The 17,535-nt window shown below is 68.0% G+C and carries 19 protein-coding genes; all 19 read left to right on the top strand.

All coding sequences use genetic code 11. From position 1 onward, the window contains the following. The first annotated feature begins 254 nt into the window (after positions 1–254). The 19 genes from ACLJQ7_RS01205 (at position 255) to ACLJQ7_RS01295 (ending at position 17,507) form a co-directional block, all read left to right on the top strand. Positions 255–944, top strand: a complete 690-nt coding sequence (locus tag ACLJQ7_RS01205) for a hypothetical protein (protein ID WP_410646217.1) — start codon at positions 255–257, stop codon at positions 942–944. Continuing rightward, positions 941–1,843 (top strand): N-6 DNA methylase, encoded by a 903-nt coding sequence (locus ACLJQ7_RS01210; RefSeq protein ID WP_410646218.1) that lies wholly within the window; start codon positions 941–943, stop codon positions 1,841–1,843. Before ACLJQ7_RS01205 ends, ACLJQ7_RS01210 begins: the two co-directional genes overlap by 4 nt. 1,070 nt (positions 1,844–2,913) lie before the next feature. After that, positions 2,914–3,171, top strand: coding sequence for a hypothetical protein (locus ACLJQ7_RS01215; protein ID WP_410646219.1), 258 nt, complete (start codon positions 2,914–2,916; stop codon positions 3,169–3,171). A gap of 954 nt (positions 3,172–4,125) precedes the next feature. Further along, entirely contained in the window at positions 4,126–4,365 is a 240-nt protein-coding gene (locus ACLJQ7_RS01220) for a hypothetical protein (protein ID WP_410646220.1), read from the top strand. Between the two features lie 915 nt (positions 4,366–5,280). Then, entirely contained in the window at positions 5,281–5,505 is a 225-nt protein-coding gene (locus ACLJQ7_RS01225; protein WP_410646221.1) for a hypothetical protein, read from the top strand. Between the two features lie 257 nt (positions 5,506–5,762). After that, complete coding sequence (locus ACLJQ7_RS01230) at positions 5,763–6,266, top strand: hypothetical protein (RefSeq protein WP_410646222.1); 504 nt, start codon at positions 5,763–5,765, stop codon at positions 6,264–6,266. Positions 6,267–6,808: 542 nt separating this feature from the next. Next, entirely contained in the window at positions 6,809–6,982 is a 174-nt protein-coding gene (locus ACLJQ7_RS01235; protein ID WP_410646223.1) for a hypothetical protein, read from the top strand. Between the two features lie 189 nt (positions 6,983–7,171). Then, complete coding sequence (locus tag ACLJQ7_RS01240) at positions 7,172–7,849, top strand: hypothetical protein (RefSeq protein WP_410646224.1); 678 nt, start codon at positions 7,172–7,174, stop codon at positions 7,847–7,849. A gap of 375 nt (positions 7,850–8,224) precedes the next feature. After that, positions 8,225–8,539, top strand: a complete 315-nt coding sequence (locus tag ACLJQ7_RS01245; RefSeq protein ID WP_410646225.1) for a hypothetical protein — start codon at positions 8,225–8,227, stop codon at positions 8,537–8,539. Between the two features lie 92 nt (positions 8,540–8,631). Further along, complete coding sequence (locus ACLJQ7_RS01250; RefSeq protein ID WP_410646226.1) at positions 8,632–9,000, top strand: hypothetical protein; 369 nt, start codon at positions 8,632–8,634, stop codon at positions 8,998–9,000. 947 nt (positions 9,001–9,947) lie between these two features. Continuing rightward, positions 9,948–10,169 carry a hypothetical protein gene (locus ACLJQ7_RS01255; protein ID WP_410646227.1) on the top strand — a complete coding sequence of 74 codons (222 nt, stop codon included), beginning with the start codon at positions 9,948–9,950 and terminating at the stop codon, positions 10,167–10,169. A gap of 107 nt (positions 10,170–10,276) precedes the next feature. Continuing rightward, the gene (locus ACLJQ7_RS01260) at positions 10,277–10,900 is read left to right on the top strand and encodes a hypothetical protein (RefSeq protein ID WP_410646228.1); all 624 of its coding nucleotides are present in this window, start codon (positions 10,277–10,279) and stop codon (positions 10,898–10,900) included. Positions 10,901–10,964: 64 nt separating this feature from the next. After that, a complete protein-coding gene (locus ACLJQ7_RS01265) occupies positions 10,965–11,423 on the top strand; it encodes a hypothetical protein (protein WP_410646229.1) in 459 nt (152 codons plus the stop codon). 416 nt (positions 11,424–11,839) lie between these two features. Then, positions 11,840–12,490: a hypothetical protein gene (locus ACLJQ7_RS01270; RefSeq protein WP_410646230.1), complete on the top strand. Its 651-nt coding sequence runs from the start codon at positions 11,840–11,842 to the stop codon at positions 12,488–12,490. Positions 12,491–12,717: 227 nt separating this feature from the next. Continuing rightward, positions 12,718–13,161, top strand: a complete 444-nt coding sequence (locus ACLJQ7_RS01275; protein WP_410646231.1) for a hypothetical protein — start codon at positions 12,718–12,720, stop codon at positions 13,159–13,161. Beyond that, positions 13,133–13,981 (top strand): DNA polymerase III subunit beta, encoded by an 849-nt coding sequence (locus ACLJQ7_RS01280; protein ID WP_410646232.1) that lies wholly within the window; start codon positions 13,133–13,135, stop codon positions 13,979–13,981. Before ACLJQ7_RS01275 ends, ACLJQ7_RS01280 begins: the two co-directional genes overlap by 29 nt. A gap of 279 nt (positions 13,982–14,260) precedes the next feature. Beyond that, the gene (locus tag ACLJQ7_RS01285; RefSeq protein ID WP_410646233.1) at positions 14,261–15,127 is read left to right on the top strand and encodes a hypothetical protein; all 867 of its coding nucleotides are present in this window, start codon (positions 14,261–14,263) and stop codon (positions 15,125–15,127) included. A gap of 299 nt (positions 15,128–15,426) precedes the next feature. Next, positions 15,427–16,305: a hypothetical protein gene (locus ACLJQ7_RS01290; RefSeq protein ID WP_410646234.1), complete on the top strand. Its 879-nt coding sequence runs from the start codon at positions 15,427–15,429 to the stop codon at positions 16,303–16,305. After that, positions 16,302–17,507 carry a hypothetical protein gene (locus tag ACLJQ7_RS01295; RefSeq protein ID WP_410646235.1) on the top strand — a complete coding sequence of 402 codons (1,206 nt, stop codon included), beginning with the start codon at positions 16,302–16,304 and terminating at the stop codon, positions 17,505–17,507. Before ACLJQ7_RS01290 ends, ACLJQ7_RS01295 begins: the two co-directional genes overlap by 4 nt. Positions 17,508–17,535 lie beyond the last annotated feature (28 nt).

Below are 17,535 nucleotides of genomic sequence, written 5' to 3' on the forward strand. Positions count from 1 at the left end.
CCCCCGGTGTTCCGGAACGCCTCACGGTAGCCGTCGGCGAGGCACGCGCCCAAGGGCTCCGCCATCCAGCTCGTCCGGGTGAGCCACACGGTGTTGTGCCGGGCGCCGGTTCGGAGCGGCGCAGCACACCCCGGACGAGCGAGCGCGTCGCCCAGTTGCGCGCGTGCCTCGCCGACGGCCTGCGGGCGGCGCCCCGGAACACCGGGGCGCCGCCCGCCGGACGTCATCCGGCGCCCGAAGAACGGACTCTGGCCATGCCTGCCGTCATCCGCGCCGACCTCTCTGTCGTCAGCTCACCACCCAGCGCGTCTGCTCCCGGATGGGCAGTTCGAGGGCTCGTCACCGCCAGCTTCAGGACTCTCACCGCCGTCTTCCGGTCCCCGGACTTCGGGATCGACGCCATCGAGGACTGCACCCTGTGGCAGTTGGAGACTCCCGGAGGACGTGCGCAGCTGGCCAGCCAGCACACCGGCACTCACTTCCTCAGCGCACCCGACAGCGCCACCACTTGGATGGTCCAGGCCTCGTCTTTCGATGTCCTGCCCTGGATTTTTCAAGCTCTCCCCGAAGGAACCGCATCCTTTCCCCGCAGCACGAGGGACATTGCTGTGGGCGCGGACCGCATGGCTCTGATCCGGGCGTACCGGCGATTCCTGCGCAAGCGCGCGGACACCGTGGCTTTCCGAACCGCGGGCAATCCCCGGCTGCCCCTGTCCGAGGAAGTCGCGCTCTGGCGGCAACTGGTCTCGGCACACCAGGCACTTGGCCGCGCCCTGTACCTGGCGGTCACTCCACAGGACGTCGCCGCTGCCCTGCAGCAACTGGCCGACCGACTGGAAAAAACAGGACACGAGCCAGGGAGCGATGCCGCGTTGCACGGCGAGATCGTCGCGACAGTCCGCGCGCTCGCTGCGGCAGATTGCGACCAGCAGGTGCCGGCATGATTGCCCGCACACAGCACGCCCTTCCCGCCGACGACCCACACGAGCGTGCCCAGAAGATCGCCGAACGGGTCGACGAAGTCTGGCACGCCCGGCACGGACACGGGGAACTCGAGATCCCGGTGTCAGTCGTCGCAGTGCTGTCTCTGCTCGCCCCACCGCCTTCGCGGCGGGCCACCCTGGCGAGCGCGATCAGCGCACTGGAGCCCGATGGCTTCGCCGACCTGGTTCGCCGGATGTGGAAGGAGTTCGTTCTCGCACGTCCGGATTTGGTGAACCGAGCCTGGCCCCTGATAGAGCCGTGGTTGGGCGACCGGAAAATGACCCCGGAGAAGCTGGAGGCGGCGTGCGCCGTCGCCCATGAGATGCTGCGGCGGGACCTGTTCGGCCTGACCGACACCACTCGGTGGGAGATCGATCTGCTCGGCGCCGTGCTGACCACGGTACGGACAGAATCGTCGTGGAAAGCCCGCGGCCAGTACTACACCCCGACAAGCCTCACCGACCTGATAGCCCGCTTGGCAGGAACACCCGCGCCAGGCGAGTCCGTCAACGACCCTGCCTGCGGGACCGGTGGCATGTTCCGCGCGGCCGCCGCGGCGATGCGCAGCGCCGGGGACGATCCCGCGACTGCCTCGTGGGAAGGCAATGACGTCGACGAGCTAGCCGTCGCGTGCTGCGCGGTCAATGTGGTGCTCTGGGGATTGGGCACGAACGTGCTGCTCGGCGTCGGCAACACCCTGACTGCTGACTGGCGTGAGCGCGCTCTCGCCGAACGGAGCGAACCGGTCGTCCTGATGAAGCAACTCTCCGCGCTGATGGCTGTCATGGATCTGACCGACACCCAGCGACGTGGCAGCGCCTCGACGTCCGCCGACGTCACGACAGGAGACGAGCAGTAGCCGGGCCGTTGTCCGACCGCAGTGCCTCACCAGCAACCACGCGATGACGTGGCAGCGCGCCAATCCTGATGCGAGCTCCCGGATGGTCCGTTTGCGGCATCGGCTTCTGCTCCAACCCAGTGAGCCGCTCGTAACTCGCGGGTGAGCTGAGGTCCCGCCGTGTTGAGGGCTCACCGACGCTGATCGACGTCCGCGGCTGCGCCCGAAGCGCCGCACGCCCGGCCGACCGGGTGAGACAGGGCCTCGCTGCGCTCGGTCGCGCTGACGCGCGATCCCACCCGGTCGGCCGAGCGGCCACGCCCCGGCCGGTCCGCGATCGCCGCTCCTGCTGGTTCCGCCCCCAACACCGCGGAACCCGCAACCTCGCCGGAGTTCACGGCGACCCATCAGATTAAGGAGCTCGACGATGGGCAAAATCGCTCGCGCAGCGAAGAAGGCTGTCAAAGAGATTGTCGACGAAGCAGTTAGTAATCCAGCGAAAGAGGCGGTCAAGCGCGCTACCGCGCCTATGAGGTCACAAGTTCAGCGAAGCACTGACGAGTCGCTCCGCCCATGTTCCTGCGGTAAGCCGTTCGACGGTCGCCTGCACCGCGGGCGCAAGTGCTTAGGTCCTGCGGACCGGGTGACGTTGCCTCGCCGATCCTGACTCGCTGCAGGGTTCTTGGCGCCGTTGTGTCTGTCTAAGGCAGACACAACGGCAGACCTCACGGGCTGAGTGCAGTTCAAACAATCGTGCCGACGATGCCGCAGCTGCTGCGTGCACCGCGCCACGGGCGTTCCGCCAGATACCTGGCTTCACGCGATGTCCGCAAGTCGAGGCACCACCCGAATACGTCGCCGTTCGTGCCGTGCGACCTTCTTGGTCAAGTCCCGGGTCAATCGCCCGCGTGAAGGGTCGGCAACGAGTTCTTTGCGGAATGTTCGCCGGGCTGTCAGGGGCTACCGCAGCATGCACGGGGATCGGGGTGAGCACAAGCCGCGAACAGCAGGCGGCTTGTGCTCACCCCGGCCCCGGTGCTCCCCGCGTGGGCCCCGCCAACTCGGGCGGGACACACCGAAAGGAACATCCGATGGCGAACTCCGCCGAAGCCAACAACCTCGACGCTCTGGCCGCAGTGGTCAAGAAGTCCCTGAACGGTTTGTCCGAGGCCAAGGCCCTCGTCGCCGAACCGGTCCGGCACGCGGCGAAGATTCTTGAGAAGCCGGAGCAGGAGCGAATGACGTCGGACGCGAAGGAAGCCCGCGACGCAATCGACACGGCCGAGGGCCTGGTTCTGAAGATCGTCCTGCAGCTGCAGGGTGCTGCTAAGGACCGCCGCCGCAGCTGAGTCCTGACGTTGGTGACGTCCCCGGCGGGTGCGGGGACGTCACCAGCCCGTGTTCGCCAGGCCTGGTTCGGCGGCGGTGGAGGACTCACGTAATCGACGTGACCGGCTCCCGGCCGACTCCAAGCCATACTGGCCCGCACCAGACGACGGCAGGAGCGCGTGCTGCTGGGCGAGGTCGAGACCTGTCGCCTGAGGATGTGCCGGGTAGCTGAGGTGCGCCGACGGTACTCGCACATCGTTCGCGCCAGCGCACCTTGGTGCCTTCTCGCACGCGGCGTGCAAGTGCCGTAACGCGGGGGTTGTCACCAGCGACCACCCCCGCTGCGATCGGCTCCGCGTGCGTTCCGTGCCAACTCCCTCTGTCGCCTGCACGACGGTCGTTACCTGGCGTACCAGCAACAACCGGAGCTGATAGGAGCCAGCCTCTGGCAGATCGAGCCTGTGAGGACTTCCAGAGGACAGCAGACCGGTGGGGACAGGCAAGGGCGCTTTGCATCGCTGCGCGATGGCCGCGCGCGGCCACCCTTGCCTGCCCCCACCCCGGCCCGCAGGCCTTGCGGCAGTCCACCCAGCACCGACCAGCCAGGAGCACAACATGTTCATCTTCGACGGAAACGCCATCGGCCTGCGGCCCGTCACCTCGCCGAGCTGAACTGCGGTTGCCTCGACGAGTTCGAGGGGCACGACGTCGAGGTCGGGAGATCGTCGACTGCGATCGGCAGGAGGCGTGCACCAACCTGTCGTTCGGGTCGGCGCAGGTGCGGAGCGTCGTCCGGACCGGCGTCGTCGACAGCGATGTCCTGGACCTTCGGGTCGAGAACGCGGCCGCGTCGGCGGTGTAGCCCTGCCACCTGGTCTCGTCTCCCATCCGCAGGGAGGCGAGACCGCCGTTCCCGCCTGTCCATATCGGACGGAACTCTGCGCTCAACGAACACGCAAGGGAGAGACCACGTAATGAGTGATGTCAGTATGCGCTGGTGGGCTGAGGCTGACGGCGACGCCGCGGCATATGACGAACGCAGCGCGGACCGCGTGGATGTCTACACCGAAGCCGGTGACCACGTGTGCACGCTCTACCGTGCATTGTCCGGCCGCTGGGTGGACGTGCATCCGCACGACGTGACCAGCACAACGATTCTCTGGCTGGACGTGGCCACCTACATCTCGGACCCGGACGGAGCGAATCATGGATAGCCCCGCACTCCGCGCTGCGGAAGAAGACGCCGCCGGCACCGCGATGGTGATGGTGATGCTCGGCTATGTCGGGGAATGGATGCACAGTGGTGCCAATGGGAACCTCATTGCGTTCGCCCTAGGGGTGAGGTAGATCCAGCCTGCCGGCGCCGAGAGGGGTGCGGCGCTCTCGCGGCAGCGCCGCCGCTGTCCCGCCGCACGCGGACATGCTGCGTGCCGCGGAGAGGCCCGTCAGCTTCGTAAAAGCACGGTACGGCCAGTTCTTGTAAAACGTGCGCCCTTTGTCGGGTTGGCGTCCCATAGGGACGTTCGCGCACGTTGTGGAGGTTGCAGCGAGCGAACTTCGACGCTCTCCCGCGCACCGGACCGCCGCGGGCAGCCAGCGAAACTTTGTCTAGCGAGACCGCATCCAACTCTCGTGCAGGACAAGCGACGCCTTCCGGTCCACCGTTCGTAGTACCGGGTGGTCCCCGGATCTCGTGCCGCTCCACAACGTGTAGCCGCAATCGCCACACGAGCCTCGGATGGAACGACTCCGCCGCCCCCCTCCAGTGGCCGAATTCGCGAGCGGTCTGGCTCTCACTTAATCGAACCCCACGTCCGGCTTGCTGCTGACGCGGGTCGAGCATCCACCGGCCCCAGACGCGGCGACTGCGGGGCCCCTTCGCGTTGAGGGCTGACTGACGCTAACCGGTGGTGGCGGCTGCGTCCGAAGTTCCTTACACCCGGCCGTCCGGGTGAGACGACCCTCGCTGCGCTCGGTCGCGCTGACGCGCGATCCCACCCGCACGGCCGAGTACGGCTCCCCGGACAGTCCACCACCACCGGTCTGGCTGGGCCCGCCCCAAACACCACGAGGGGAAACCGCATCCGCCAGATCACGCGTTGGCGGAGGACAGCGACCAGGAGCCGGACATGGAGAAAGCCGAGTACGTAGCAAAGCAGCTTCTGCACATGGTGCCAGATCGACGTCTCAAAGACGTGGTCAGCGCGGTCAAGTTGATCGACAGTTGCCGCACCAAGAACCCGTCGCCCGCGTCCATCCAGAGCGAGATCACCAAGACGTTCAGCAGGAACGCGCCGTTCACGCAACTGAAGTTCATCGAGGCCGCGGTCGTGAAGTTGTCATCCCGTTCCTGACCTCGCTCCGCCGCAGAGGCCGGCGTACGCCCGTCCCTCCGTCCGGAGGGGCGGGCGTCACAGCCTAGACCGGCGCGGCGTTCTCCTTGGGAGCCTTCACCACAGCCGACGCAGGGGAGACCCGCCTCGCTGCGCTCGGGCGTGCCCGCCCGGACGGCTGCGGCAGAAGGCTCCCGGCGTTCATCGCCGACGCCGGTCTCACGGTGACGCCTCGCCCCAGCCGGGACGAGGCAGGTAACCGTCCACAGGAGACCCGTGTGAATCACTTCCCGCAGCTACTCGCCAGTGCCTCACCGCCGCCCGGTAGTGAATCTCTGCTCAACCTCGCGGACTGGGGTTGGTTGAACTGGCTCAACTTCCTGATCGTGTGGATGCTCGTCATCGTGCTTCTCGTCGCGGCCCGGGTGCTGGTTCAGCGGCTGTATCACCGCGGCAGGCTCTGCGTGGCCCGTGAGTACGGCCTGCGTGGCGGTTTCACCGAGTACGCGAACAACGACTTCCAAGCGAAGGTCACCGAGCTGGAATGGCTGTTGTGCCAGGCATACGAGCACCTGGAGGGCCGCAGTGTCACTGTCGGAAATGACGGTGCGATCGCGCTTCACTTCCCCGTGGGGTTCTGGAAGCAGGACTTCGACGGCCGGGTAACCGTGGAAATTACCAGCAGCGCCTTCGGTGCCGAGAGGGTCACCCGGTTCGGCTCCATCGACGCCGCACTCGATGATGTTCGCCGGTGGCACCGGTCTGAGATGAAGGCCGGCTGAGCATCGTGGGCCCGGCCGTCAGACTTCGTGCCGGGCCCACGGTCCCACCTTCTCTCCATCTCAGGGCGTGCCTGCGTACCAACCGCACTCCGCTTTGATCACTGCCTGGCGAGCCCAGACGGATCGCAGAGTGGAGGAGAAACCAGCCAGAAGCGCCGTCGTTGTGGACCTGACGATTCACCACGCCCGCCCTACGAATCCGCGCGGTCGCCGCGCTCCTCATTGTCAGCGCCGACTCCTGACTCAGCCTGTGGCCGCCATCCCCGCGGAGGGGCGGCGACACTGTGGCCTATCGGCGCACGGACAGCCACAACGACGACCCCGTGCCGTCCGGGTGAGACAGGCCTCGTTGCACTCGGTCGCGCTGACGCGCGATCCCACCCGGACGGCCGAGCACGTCGCACAGGCCGTCCGTGCGCCGATAGGCCTGTTCGTGCCTTGCCCCGCCAACCGGCGGGCAAGGCAGCGAGGACGAGACCACGAAGCCTGCTGCCTTCCGAGCCCGCGACTCCGTCGCGCAGTCATGAAAGGCCACTACGTCGATGAGCGACCAGCCCACCGAGGGATTCTCCGACGAGGACATCAAGAAGAGTGCCAAGGCGGCTGCGGCAGACGCCGCTGAAGGCCGCAGTAAACGCCGACCCACCGACATGACGAGGGCAGTCGAAGGGAGCCGGGCGGCCAAGGAGGAGTTGCGCCGCCGGAAGGGGGATTGACTTTCGCCCCTTGCTGGGGTGGTTCGGCGCCAGGGCTGTCCGGCCACCCCAGCACAACCCCTTGCCCAGCAACCGAAGTTTCGGCGCATCGTACTGCGCTGCACGGTTGTGCTGGTCACGGAACGGAGACCTGACGTGCACGTGATCCAATATTCTGGCGGTATCGGCAGCTGGTGCACTGCCCAACGTGTGGCCGCACAACACGGGATCGGCGACCTGGTCCTGCTTTTCGCCGACACCCGCATCGAAGAGCACTCGCTGTACGAATTCTTGTCTGCCTCGGCGGATCAGCTCGGCGTCCCGTTGATCAGGGTCGCCGACGGCAGGACACCGTTCGAGGTCTACTGGGATTCCCGGTTTCTCGGGAACGCCCGTATCGCCCCGTGCTCGAAGATCCTCAAGCAAGTTCCGGCGCGGCGCTGGCTGGAGGCCAATGCGGATCCCGCAACCACCACCCTCTACGTCGGGATCGACGTGACCGAAGCGCGCCGTGTCCCTGGGATCCGCCGCGGCTGGGCGCCATGGCAGGTTGAGTTTCCGCTCATCGAAGAGCCGGCGTTGACCAAGGACGCGATGCTCGACGAGGCCCGCGAGCTCGGCCTGACCCCTCCAGCCGCGTACCAGGAAGGCTTCAGCCACGCGAACTGTGGTGGGTGCTGTGTCCGTGGTGGCCAGGCACATTGGCTGCGCCTGCTGGAGCAGCATCCCGAGCGGTACGCCGACTACGAGCACAAAGAAGAGCTGTTCCGCGCCGAGTTCGGTGATGTCGCGATCCTCAAGGAACAGCGCAATCGTCTCGTGCGACCGCTGCCGCTGGCCGAGCTACGGCGACGAGCCGACGCGGCCGCACGGCACACCCCTGCCTGACAACCCGCAGACGACCCCGGTCGGAAACCGGGTGCCTGCCCTCACAGGACTGTCGCACCGTATGGATCCTGGCCTGTGCCGGACCTGGACAAGTCACGGCTGGCGGCCGGGGGATCAGGTCGCATGCCCGTCGAGCCCGCCGCCCCGGGGCTGCGGAACTGCGCTAACGAACCAGGCCAGCACACCGGTCGGGGGTTTCACAGCCGACCAGGTGCATCCGGTCCGGCCGGGTGAGACAAGCCTCGCTGCGCTCGGTCGCCTCCGGCGATCTCACCCGGTCGGACGAACGCTCCCGGCCGTCCGCCCTACGGGCCCCTGCCCGGCGTGCTGAACCGCAGCTCGTCAGCTCACCAACCGCAGCCCCGGGAGGCCCCTGTGACCATGCACCACCTCACTCCCCGCGACCCGGCCAACGCCGACAGCGTCGTCGTCGGATATGACCACGTGCTCAGCACCTTCTTCGCCAAGGCCAGCCACAGCAGCAACCCTGGCCCCACGCTCTGGGTGGGTCACACCAAGCCGCGCGAGATCACCCGCGCCACGGATGTCATCGCGAAGGTGGAGCGCTATGCCCACATCCCCGGCGGTCTTCTCCGGGCGCTCCAGGACGACCACGACAAGGTCGACCAGCGCACCCGCACGGAGCGGGACGCGGTGACCCGCTGGTCCCGCTCCGGCGTCGACCACTGACCAACGGCAGGGGTGGCGCGGCCGTCCGGCTGCGCCACCCCTGCTGCCGCTTACGGCTGCAAGGCCAGCTTTTCCCAATCTCGGGAGTCCTTATGAAGCACAACGATTTGATCAGGATCGCGCAGAATCGTCACCGGATCATGAAGCGGCCGCAGGCGGGCGAAGTGCTCGTGCGGTTCCCCGGCCCGGCTGACGGGCCCATTTTCCCCGCGGTCGTCGACGAAACGTGGAACAACGCGGCTGTCCCGCTGTTCCGCCGCGAAATCGCGAAAATGGTCGCCGCCCACATCAACTCGGCGGGATCAACCGCACGAGCGGCCTGGGACGGCGACACCCTCGTCGTTACCGAAACGGACAAGGTTCGCGACCCCGGCTACGTTCCCGAGCGCATCACCCCCACCAACAGCGGCCGGTACTGCATCCTCGGGAAAGCCTGGTCCTGGGAGCTGGTCGGAGAGTAGGCAGCCGGCCGAGCGGAGCGGTGTGCGAAGGGCGGTTGTGGCCGCGCAGTGCCAGACCCCGCTTGGCCCGACGGGCGACCTCGTACAGGCGATGTAGCGCTCGCCAGCACCGCCCGTGCGCTGTGTTGACCCCGGCGCCAGTGGCGTCCGTTGTGGACGACGCCAGACCAGCAGACCGGGCCGGTTCCGCGCACTCCCGGACACTTCGCGACGCGAGGGTGCCCGCGGTCACGCTGCGCGGAACCGGCCCGGTCCGCTCAGGCCCGTCTGTCCACAACGGAGCCACCGGCTTACGGGGAGAACAGATGGCAACTCACCAGCGGAGCACCGGGAGCAGGAGAGACGACACCGGTCGGGGCAGGTTCCGGGTTCGTATCGACTACACCACCAAGTGCGCGGAGATCCTCGACAGCGCAGACGAGGACCGGGTGATCGAGGCGTACGGGCCAGGGGTGGTCCGCGCGACGGTGGAAGGGTTCATCGCCGCCGGGGGATGGGTCTTAACCCCGCCGACGGACTCGGACTCCTGGAGCGTGTGGGTCGACGGGCGTGAACATCCGGTTCATCGCCGGTAGGACAGCAGCACTGAGCCGAACTCCTCCAGCTAGCGCGGGAGCCGTCTCCTGTCGCACGTCAGCCTGCGGACCCGTTGCCCCTGTCCCGGAGTTGGTTCAGTCGCCGTGCCCATGACGGCCCCGCAGCGATCAGGGGCGCGCTCAGGATGACCGGCGCCCGCGTCGTCCCCGCAACCTCGCATGCCCGCGCCGTCCGGGTGAGACGAGCCTCGCTGCGCTCGGTCGCGCTGACGCGCGATCCCACCCCGGACCGCCGAGCGCGAGGCGGCGGGGCCGTGTGCGGGCCCGGTCCCTCAGGCGCTGCCCCGCACGCGGGGCCGCCGATGAGCACCTGCTCTCGGTGTGCCGAGCGCAGGACCGGGAGAGACCTTCATGGAGAAAGCCGCTGTCGTCGCACAGAAAATCGCCCGCTTGGTCAAAGCTGGGCACCCGCTTAGCTACGTCACTCACGCCGTCGAGCGCATCGACGCCCAGCGAGCGATCGACGCGAGCCCGTCCGCGATACGGGCCCAGCTCCTCGCTCACTACGGCCCGACGTCCGACTTCGTCCACCTGGACTTCATCAAAGCCGCGCTTAAAGAGCTGAGCCGGTGATCACACGTGGACAGACCACCTGACGGCGTCGCCGTCCTGCGCATCGCCCTTCCGGGGGCGTTGTGCAGTACGGGTGCTGTCGCACACTTTGGAAGGAAAGAGTCCTGATGAGCCTGTTCGACGACGTAGCCACAGGAGTCAGCTACCGAACTACTCGCGACGAGATCACCGGCCAGGCTGAACAGATCGCGACCGAGCTCCGTCTCGTCGTGCACCCTCTGGCAACGACGCCCCCGGAACACCACCGCGCCACCACTCCGGTCCGGAGCGAGTCGGTCCTCAATGGACAACGCCGAGCGAAACCCACGGGGGACGACGAGGCGGATCACGACAATGGGTTCGTCTTGATCTGCCTGTACGCCGACGATCGCGACGAGGTCTTCCCGGCGTGGGTGTCCCCACACCGGTGGAACGGGTGGGCCGTGCCGCACTTCGGACGCGACGCCGCCGAGCGTGTCGTGGACTGGATCAACCGGCTCCACGCCGAGGACCCGGACAGTGTCGCGGCCGCGGTCTGGGATGGGGACGACCTTCTGCTGTTCGACACCGAGTGGGAGAAGTACGGCCTCCAACGAATCACCCCGACCCCGTCCGGCCGCTACGTCATCGGCGATAGCTGGATCTGGGAAGTCGAGAGGTGCCAAGTCTGCCGGGCCACGTCCTACCCAGGCGAGGACGAGGGCTCCCGCGTGCTGCTGCACGAACCCCACTGCACATCGGGCCCGCCCTAGCAGTTGGCCAGTTCATCTCAGGCGCCCACCGTGCGCCGTTCCATCTACCGGAAAGCGAGTCACCATGTACGCGAACGATCCCGGCCCGCGACGGGCGTCGAGCACCAACGATCGACTCCGGCATCGTCGGTCACCCCTGCGCACCTGCCGTGCGGTCGGCACGGCGCTCCTGGCCCTCGGCCGCACCCTCATCCCCCTCGGCCGCGATGTCGGCTCGACCGGGCACCCTGACCTCCGGGGGACTCGCCCGATCGCCGACGTCGGCGACGGCTCGGATACCCCGACGACGGTGACACGAGGAGGCGTGGACGAGCATCCCTACACCGTTGTGGGTTTGAGTGAGTACGACGGCGGCCCGTTCTTGGTCGCCGCAGTCCTGAGGGGCGAGGTGCCTGTTGTGGACAACAGCTACGGCAGCGGCAAGTTTCAGCGGCACTCGATCTTCGTTGTGGCCACGGATCCGGACGAGGCGGAGGAACTCGCGGCGCGGGAACTCGCCGACGAGGAGGAACCCGCCGCCTGACGCCGATCGGAACGAAAGAAGCCCACCCCGGTCTCCCGGGGTGGGCTGGCCGGCCACGTCCGACCCGAAGGTCCCTCGCTAGCAACGAGGAGCCAAAAACGTGTCCGGCATTGCATAACCCCACAACCCCGAGTGCTACCCCGGGAAGGTCTCCGCGTGCACAGCCTACCGCGCTCGCACGTCTCGTGGCCACAGGCATCGACGTCGGCTCCAGCGGCAGGCGCCGGGCCAAGTCAGCCGAGCACACCGCGCGGCGGCGGTGCGGCGATGAACCCGCCCGTAGGCCCCAGGTGAGCGCAGCTTCTCGCCTGGGCACCGGATCGGGCCTCCGGGCAGAACCTCCGCCGTCCTCCGGACCACCGCGCGGTCTGCTCATGACGTCGTGTCCCTGACGCCCAGCCGAAGGAGCGCGCCTGATGACCCAGCACCACCCGACGACACGGTTCGACCACGAGCCGAGCCTCGACACGACCAACACCGCCGCACGCGACCGGCCCCACGATCACGGCGACAGCACGATGCCCGCATCGGACAGTCTGATCGCCGACGGCATGCGGTGGACAGCCAGTTCCGAGCAGGAGAACGATGCTGTCCACGCCCTGTTGATTCCCTGCGACCTCACCGACCCGGTGCGCAGGATCTCGCTGAAACGCTCCGAGGACGGGACCGTGCTTGCCGCGTTGGCCGCCCATCTGGGAAGCCCGATCGACGCAGCCACCTGCTTGTCCACAGTGGACTTCCTCTTCAATGATGACGGGCACTACACCGACGACCCTGACCGTTTTGACAACGTGCGGGCCGCCGCGTTCCGCGCCGGCGTGTGGAAAACGGTCATCGACGGCACCCACCCGGCCAGCCCCGCGGACGTCGAACTCGCCCGTGACATGTTCGGCAGCGGACCGGCTTTCCTGCCGCTGTTCGGCCCGGTGGTGGTGGTCGGCGTCGACCCTGCCACCGGGGACTGGCGGTCGGCCCCTGAACTGGTCGTCGAGAGGATCCTCGCCGCCGACACCAATGCCGCTCGCGTGCACACGCTCCTGCAGGGCCTGGTCCTGCGCGTCGGGTAGACCCCGGTGGTGCGTGGCGGACGCGGCCGGCTGAGCCACCGCGCCCGTCACGCGCCGTCCGAATCGAGGCGCCGCCGACGATGGCGGATCGCGACGGGCCGAGCGCGCTGATCCTTGCCGCTCACGTGGCCCGTCGCGATCCGCCCTGAGTGACGGCGCCCTCGATCCCGACGGCATCAGATCGCCACCAACGCCAGATCCGGTGGCGTGCAGGGGAAGGACATCTCATGACCGCGTACTCCGCGGAGGCGGCGCCCGTCATCACGCCAGGTCCGGCTGAGCCTCTGAGCCTGTCGACAGACCGCGCCGCGCTTGCCGACGCACTCGTGACGACCGGGCTGGTGCCGATCGATCGGTCGTGGTCTGGCTGGGGCGGTGTGTTGCTCGAAGGCCGCGGCGATCATCTGATCGTCACCGGCGCCAACGGGGACACCGCGATCCAGGTTCGCGTCCCCGATGCCGACACAATGCACGGCCGCGTCCTGCTCGACCGCGCCGAGCTGACCAAGCTGCTCACTGCGCTGGTGAAAGGGCACCGGAAGAAGGATCTCGCCGGCATGCGGGTCACCATCGACGCGACCGACCCGGACAGGCCGGTCCTGGAGCTGGCCGGGGTACGCGGTCCCGCTGACCGCGGTGCCGATGGACGGGTTCCCGCCGGTGCCGCATGAGCTCGCGACCGTGGCTCAGCTGGATCGCGACCTCTTCGCGTCCCAGGCCATGCGGGTGCTGCGCGCCGTCCGGAATGACACCGCGCTGCCCATGCTGTCCGGGCTGCATCTGGAGGTGCTCGACGGTGCGATCAACCTGGCCGGCACCGATCGCTTCCGGCTGGCGACGACCCGCGTTCCCGCCATCACCGTGCTCACCGACACGACACGTGGCGGCGCCGTCGTGCAGGGAGACCTGCTCGCGAAGTTCCTCAAGCGCCTGACCGCCGACCGGATCAAGGTCGGCTGGCACGCCAGCACTGCTGCCTCTGATTCCGGGCACCGGCACCCTCCGATCGTGTCATTCAGCTGCGGCGACACGACCCTGATCACCACGTCGACCAGCCCCGGGTACATCGACTATCAGCACGTTCTCCCCACCGAATCGCGGGGCACAGCGGTCATCGACCGGGTATGGATGCTGCGCGAAACACAGCGAGCGGCGGCCGTGCTCACGGCGAAGAAGGAGATCCCGGGGCGAGTCGCTGTTCTGCTCGACCCGCTGGCAGTACGGATCACACCGGTGCTGGGTGATCGCGGTGACCAGGTCAGCGCGCCGGGCCGCGTCGCCATCGTCACCGGCATCAGCGAACCGGCGGAGTTCCTGTTCAACCCGGAGTACCTCGTCGACGCCCTGCAGTCGTTCGGTGAGGAGATGCTCACCCTGCACCCGACGGGAAACACGGAGCGGCCACTGGTGCTCACCGACACCCCGCACGAACTCCTGGACCCCACGGCGTTCCGGCACCTGCTCATGCCCTTGCGAGACCCAGCGGCCTGAGGGCTCAGGTGGCACGACCATGCGCGGGCAGCGAGGTCGAGGGCAGCGACCGTAGCCGCCGGGTGACCGCTGCGCGCACGACCCCGCTGCCCGCGCCGTCCGGGTGAGACAGGGCCTCGCTGCGCTCGGTCGCGCTGACGCGCGATCCCACCCCGGCCGGGCGAGCGCCAGGGTGTGGCTGCGCGGTCACCCGGCGGCTCGGCGGTGGGCGCCCTCGATCCCCGGGGCGCCCGCCGCCACCGGCCCGGTGGCCTGGCCGACGATGAGGAAGCACCCGCCATGGCCCGCATCCATCCCGACCTGACCATCGACCACGAGCCCTGCACGACGCCCGCCTACGGGCTCATGGTCCAAGGACACATCCACGCCCGCGGCACCCATCTGCGCGCTCTGTTCGGCGAACCCGCGCGTTCCCTCGCCGGTCGTGCCGAACCAGGCGCGTGGACGCTGGACTCTCCGGCCGGACGAGTACACCTCGCCGCGCGGCAGCTCCGGACCACCCTCGCGTGTGGCGGCAGCTCGTCGTGCTGGCTGATCCTCGGCGCCCACGACGCAGTTCTGCCCTGGGCCTTCAAAGCCGTGACGGGTTCGACTGTCAATTTCGTGGCCGGCGCGCAACGGCACTTCTCCGAGTACACATTGGCGACCTTCACGTCCGCCTACATCGATTACCTGTTCCTGCGTGCCGACGCTGCGGCCGCGTGGGGCGACCGCCAGGACTGGATCGACCCTCGTTACCCGATGTGGCGCCACCGGCCGGCGCAGCTGCACACCGCGGCGAACGCGCTCCTGACCGTCTTGCACCACCACCAGTGGTCGCAGGCGACCGACGCCCAGCGCCGGGCCTGGGCGTCGATGGGCCGACCGGTCCCCGGCGGCTCCGCGTCCGAGCTCGAGCACTGGCGCGAAAAATGCCGCTGGCTGTATTCACCGATCAAGACCGTCCGGTATCCGCACGGGGGTGACCCGGACCTGGCCGGAATGCTGCTGCGCCTCGCCGACGACTGCCGCGTCCACCGTCCCCTGCTGATCGAACGCAACCCCAGGCTCGACGTCGAACTGTTCGACGAACACGAACAGACGCTGCGCAATCTGGCCACCACTGCGATCCCCGGACTGGACGCGCTGTCGCCATTCACCCGATGACCACCCGGGCTCGGCGTCGACCCCCGGCGCCGGGAAGCTCCGCACGACGGATGTGCCCCCGGTCCCGGCGACCCGAGCCTGACCGGCCCGGTGGCTGCGGCCGAACCGGCTGCGCCCGACCCGACACGGGTGATCCGGCCGCCGAACGGACACGGCTTTCGCCGGCGACGGGCCGGATCACGCCGGTCGGGTGAGCGCGCCGGTCTGTCCTGCGCTGAACCGGGCCGGTCCCGCGACGGGCGCCCCGACCAGGGGCGAGACCGCCGGGGGTCTACCCGGTTCGCAGAGCGGAGCCAGACATGGCTGTCATCCACGACGATCTCAACATCCAGGCCACACCGTGCAGAACACCGGCGCACGGCCTGACCTCTCGCGGCGCCCTACGCGCCAGCTACCGCGCCTTGACCGCCCGCTTCGGTGACCCTGACTTCGGAACCGGCGACTCGCCGGACGGAGAAGCCACGCTCTGGGTGATCGACACTCCAGGTGGACGGGCGCAGCTGCAGAACTGGCTCGCCGTCGAGCAACTGCAACGGCGGCCGGACGAGGACATCCGCTGGAGCATCCAGGCCGCGACCGACCATCCCTTGCCGTGGATCTCGAAAGCGGCGACCGGATCAACGGCGCACTTCCCCGCGGCGGTCGGCGAGTTCACCCGCCACTCCAGTTCCGAAACGCTGACCGAGGCCTACGTCGACTACCTCTACCAACGTGGTCAGGCGTTCGGGAACTGGGTCAACCTGCAGCGCAGGGACAGCCGCGGCTACCTCGAGAACTGGACACTGCCCCGGCATCTGCACGGGTTCGCCCTCCAGGTCCTGGAAATCCTGCACGACCATCAGTGGTCCCAAGCCAGCCACGACGAGCGGCACACCTGGATCTGCACCGGAGCTCGCCAGAAACCGGCCGGCTCCGATGTCGATGGCTGGCGCCGGCAGGCGCGGTGGCGCTACGTCCCCGACCCCCATGAACCGCCCCCCGTCGGCGGAACCCTGGACCTGGCCGGGGCGCTCCGTGAACGCGCCGCGGACTGCGCCTGGGCGAAAGACCACCTCATACGCCCGGGATCCTCCGGCATCACCCGCACCCGCAAGCTGGAGCTCTACGACGAGCACGTCGCCACGCTCACTGCCCTCGCGGACGCGAAACCGGCCACCCCGACCGGGACAGGCCGGTGAGCGAGCCTGCGCTCCCGCTGGAGCTACCCCACCGCGGCATCACCGGCGACGCCCGCCCGCTCCATGTTGTGAGCTGGGGTCTTGGCGTCGAAAGCTCCGCCTATCTCGTCGAGGTTCTGTCCGATCCAGACCGTCACGGCATCGATCCGTCCACCATGATCGTGCTGCACGCCGTCGTCGGATCGGAATGGGCGCAGACATACACCGACGCCGAGCAGTTCTTGCTGCCGCTTCTCGCTGACCGCGGCGTACGAACTGTTCAGCTCGCGAGAGGCGGCCCGCGGGAATCTGACGGCATCGTTGTTCTCGACGACACCACACGCCCGCAGCGACTGCATCGCCGCGGCCCGTGGACACTCGCCGAGGAATCGAAACTGTCGGGGACGGTGCCGCAACTGTCGCATCGGCGCTGTTCGCTGAAATTCAAGGGGTGGCCCCTCGATACCTGGATTTCGGCGAATCTTGGTGACCGTCCTTACGAGCATGTTATCGGGTACAGCGTCGAGGAATTGACCCGGGCGAGGCGTGATCTGGTCTACGCGAACGCGACCCGTAGCCCGTCGCATCCACTGATTCGCTGGGGCTGGACAAGGGATGCGTGCGCGGCCCGGCTGTTAGCCGAGTTCGGAGTGATATTTCAGAAATCGGCGTGCGTATTTTGTCCGTACGCAGGCGGCCGTTCACTGAAATCGACACTTTCACGGATGCGGGAGAGTCCTGATGAAGCCGCGACCGCTCTGCTTCTAGAAGCGCCCGCAATTGCTTTGAATCCCAGGTCAAAATTGTTCGGAACGCACAGCTTGCTGGAACGACTGGTCGCCGACGGGAACACTCTCGCCGTCGACCTCTTCCACGCCCGCCTCGCCCAGCAGCCGTGGTCGGTCTACGAGGTCCGGCGGCTGCACTTCGCCGCACGCGACAAGGAAAGCGGCCTGCCCGACCCCACGCGCAAAGGAACATCCTGGCGCTCGGTCCGGACCTTGCACACCGGCACCGAGCTGGAAGCACGTACCTGGCTGGCGGGACGCGGCTACGCCGACGACGACGAACGGCTCTGGCTGCGCCAGGACCTGCCCGATGTATATCCACGAGCCGAGCACTTCCTCGTCGCGACAACCGCGGGGATCGCGCCGAAGGCCCGGCCGTCGTTCGAGCAACAGTGGCAGCGCATCTGCGGCGAGGACACTCTGATGGACCTGTGACCACAAGTCCCCGCCAGAGCGGGTTCCA

This window comes from Amycolatopsis sp. cmx-4-54 (genome assembly GCF_046548895.1).
Taxonomy (GTDB): domain Bacteria; phylum Actinomycetota; class Actinomycetes; order Mycobacteriales; family Pseudonocardiaceae; genus Amycolatopsis.